This is a genomic window from Moorella naiadis (nom. illeg.), from assembly GCF_051020825.1.
Lineage (GTDB): Bacteria > Bacillota > DSM-521 > Neomoorellales > Neomoorellaceae > Neomoorella > Neomoorella naiadis.
In genome coordinates, this window is record NZ_JAXGFQ010000059.1 from 1 (window position 1) to 3,574 (window position 3,574).

The following is a 3,574-nucleotide window of genomic DNA, read 5'->3' on the forward strand; positions in this document are numbered from 1 at the left end:
GTAAACGCAAGAGCCCCTGACGGGGTAAACCGCAGGGGCGGGTATATGTAGTGGCTCCCCGGGCAGGGCTCGAACCTGCAACCACCCGGTTAACAGCCGGGCGCTCTACCATTGAGCTACCGAGGAATGTATGGTGAGAGCATGAAGGTTAACCCTTCATGCTCTCTTAATAACTTCCTGGCAGTGTCCTACTCTCCCGGGGTTACTCCCCAGTACCATCGGCGCTGGAGGGCTTAACTGCCGTGTTCGGGATGGGAACGGGTGTTGCCCCTCCGCTATTACCACCAGAAACCTTTGTTACATGGATGTGGGAAGTGGGAGGTTAGAGGTGGGAGTCTTGTCGGAACTGGCTACGCCAGTTCCTGATTTAAGCCTGCCTCCATCTACTCTCTCCCGTTCGCTGGTGGCCTTCTGCCACCATATATCTCCTTGAGGTTTGTTCCCTCAAAACTACCCAGCGAGGTCGTCGTAGTTAACCCTCTACTTATGGTCAAGCCCTCGACCGATTAGTACCAGTCCGCTCAAGGGGTTACCCCCCTTACACTCCTGGCCTATCTACCTGGTCGTCTTCCAGGGGTCTTACTGGCTTTTGCCATGGGAAACCTCATCTTGAGGTGGGCTTCGCGCTTAGATGCTTTCAGCGCTTATCCCCTCCAGACTTGGCTACCCAGCTATGCCCTTGGCAGGACAGCTGGTACACCAGCGGTCTGTCCACCCCGGTCCTCTCGTACTAGGGGCAGCTCCTCTCAAGTTTCCTACGCCTGCGATGGATAGGGACCGAACTGTCTCACGACGTTCTGAACCCAGCTCACGTACCGCTTTAATGGGCGAACAGCCCAACCCTTGGGACCTACTTCAGCCCCAGGATGCGATGAGCCGACATCGAGGTGCCAAACCTCCCCGTCGATGTGGACTCTTGGGGGAGATAAGCCTGTTATCCCCGGGGTAGCTTTTATCCGTTGAGCGATGGCCCTTCCACCCGGGACCACCGGATCACTAAGCCCGACTTTCGTCCCTGCTCGACCCGTCGGTCTCGCAGTCAAGCTCCCTTCTGCCTTTGCACTCTACGCGCGATTTCTAACCGCGCTGAGGGAACCTTTGGACGCCTCCGTTACCTTTTGGGAGGCGACCGCCCCAGTCAAACTGCCCACCTGACACGGTCCCCAGTCCGGTTCACGGACTAAGGTTAGAATTTCAGTGTTTCAAGAGTGGTATCCCACCGTCGGCTCCCCACTACCTGGCGGCAGTGGTTCGCTGCCTCCCACCTATCCTGTACATGAAACACCAAAACCCAATGTCAGGCTACAGTAAAGCTCCACGGGGTCTTTCTGTCCTATCGCAGGTAACCGGCATCTTCACCGGTACTACAATTTCACCGAGCCCTTCGTTGAGACAGCGCCCAAATCGTTACGCCTTTCGTGCGGGTCGGAACTTACCCGACAAGGAATTTCGCTACCTTAGGACCGTTATAGTTACGGCCGCCGTTTACTGGGGCTTCGGTTCAGAGCTTCGCTTGCGCTAACCCTTCCCCTTAACCTTCCAGCACCGGGCAGGCGTCAGCACCTATACTTCAGCTTCCGCTTTAGCAGGCACCTGTGTTTTTGGTAAACAGTCGCTTGGGCCACTTCTCTGCGACCCCCTCGGGCTCCAGTATGTTCTACTATCACCCTAACGGGGTACCCCTTCTCCCGAAGTTACGGGGTCATTTTGCCGAGTTCCTTAACGAAGGTTCGCTCGCGCGCCTTGGGATCCTCTCCCCACCTACCTGTGTCGGTTTACGGTACGGGCACCTCGAGTCTCGTTAGAGGCTTTTCTTGGCAGTTTGGGCTCAGCCAGTTCGCTACTTAATTTCGCTCCCCGTCACCTCTCGGGCTTCTTGTGAGGCGGATTTGCCTACCTCACACCCTACGGGCTTGGACGCACTCGACCAACGGTGCGCTGGGCCTACCCTCCTGCGTCACCCCTTCCTGTTAACGACTCTTTGGTGGTATCGGAATTTCAACCGATTGTCCATCGCCTACGCTCTTCGCCTCGGCTTAGGTCCCGACTTACCCTGGGTGGACGAGCCTTCCCCAGGAACCCTTAGGTTTTCGGCGGGCAGGATTCTCGCCTGCCTTCTCGCTTACTTATGCCGGCATTCTCTCTTCTGCAGGCTCCAGCGCTCCTTTCGGTACACCTTCGCTGCCTGCAGAACGCTCCCCTACCGAACCGAGTGCCCCACTGCTACTTCCAGAGGCTTGACTCGCCTCTGGCAGCACCAGTGGTGCACTCGGTTCCCAAAGCTTCGGTAACGGGCTTGAGCCCCGCTAAATTTTCGGCGCAGAGTCACTCGACCAGTGAGCTATTACGCACTCTTTAAATGGTGGCTGCTTCTGAGCCAACATCCTGGTTGTTTAAGCAACTCTACATCCTTTTCCACTTAGCCCGTCTTGGGGGACCTTAGCTGTTGGTCTGGGCTGTTTCCCTCTCGACTACGAATCTTTGCACCCGCAGTCTGACTCCCAAGGATTAACTTACGGCATTCGGAGTTTGAAAAGGTTCGGTAACCTGGTAAGGCCCCTAGCCTTATCAGTGCTCTACCTCCGTTAGTCTTGCCTTGAGGCTAGCCCTAAAGCTATTTCGGGGAGAACCAGCTATCTCCGGGTTCGATTGGCATTTCACCCCTACCCACAGGTCATCCGCCGACTTTTCAACGTCGGTCGGTTCGGGCCTCCACGAGAGTTTAATCTCGCTTCACCCTGCCCATGGGTAGATCACCCGGTTTCGGGTCTACGTCAACGGACTTCCGCCCTCTTCAGACTCGCTTTCGCTCCGGCTCCGGGTCTTCCCCTTAACCTCGCCCGTTAACGTAACTCGCCGGCCCGTTCTACAAAAAGTACGCCATCAGGCTTTAACGCCCTCTGACTGCTTGTGAGCATACGGTTTCAGGTTCTATTTCACTCCCCTCCCGGGGTGCTTTTCACCTTTCCCTCACGGTACTAGTGCACTATCGGTCGCTAAGGAGTATTTAGCCTTGGAAGGTGGTCCTCCCGAATTCCCACGGGATTCCTCGTGTCCCGTGGTACTTGGGGTCCTTCCCGAAAGTTTACGCTGCTTCGGATACAGGGCTCTTACCTCCTCTGGCGGGACTTTCCAGTCCTCTTCTCCTGCAGCTTCGCCTCCCGTCGAGCACCTGCAACTGCTCCTGGAAGCCCCTCGACCCCTTATGCACAACGGTTGCAGCCTTCTCCATGCATAAGGTTTGGGCTCTTCCCGCTTCGCTCGCCGCTACTAGGGGAATCGCTTTTGCTTCCTCTTCCTCGGGGTACTAAGATGTTTCAGTTCCCCCGGTTCGCTCCCTGTACCTATTTATTCAGTACAGGGTGCCTGGATATTACTCCAGGCGGGTTGCCCCATTCGGGTATCCCCGGATCTATGCCTGCTTGCGGCTCCCCGGGGCTTTTCGCAGCTTACCACGCCCTTCTTCGCCTCTTAGCGCCTAGGCATCCACCGTATGCCCTTACTAGCTTGACCTTCTTCCGTAGGTGGGTCTTCTACGACGCTTTCCTCGCTGTGCAGTTTTCAAAGAACAACT

General features: G+C 56.3%; 1 tRNA gene and 2 rRNA genes. All 3 read right to left on the reverse strand.

The window, feature by feature from the left end:
* Positions 1-51 precede the first annotated feature (51 nt).
* Positions 52-126, reverse strand: a tRNA-Asn gene (locus SDD30_RS17095).
* Positions 127-175: 49 nt separating this feature from the next.
* Positions 176-289: ribosomal RNA gene (gene rrf / locus SDD30_RS17100) — 5S ribosomal RNA — on the reverse strand.
* 197 nt (positions 290-486) lie between these two features.
* Positions 487-3,513, reverse strand: a 23S ribosomal RNA gene (locus SDD30_RS17105).
* Positions 3,514-3,574: the final 61 nt, after the last annotated feature.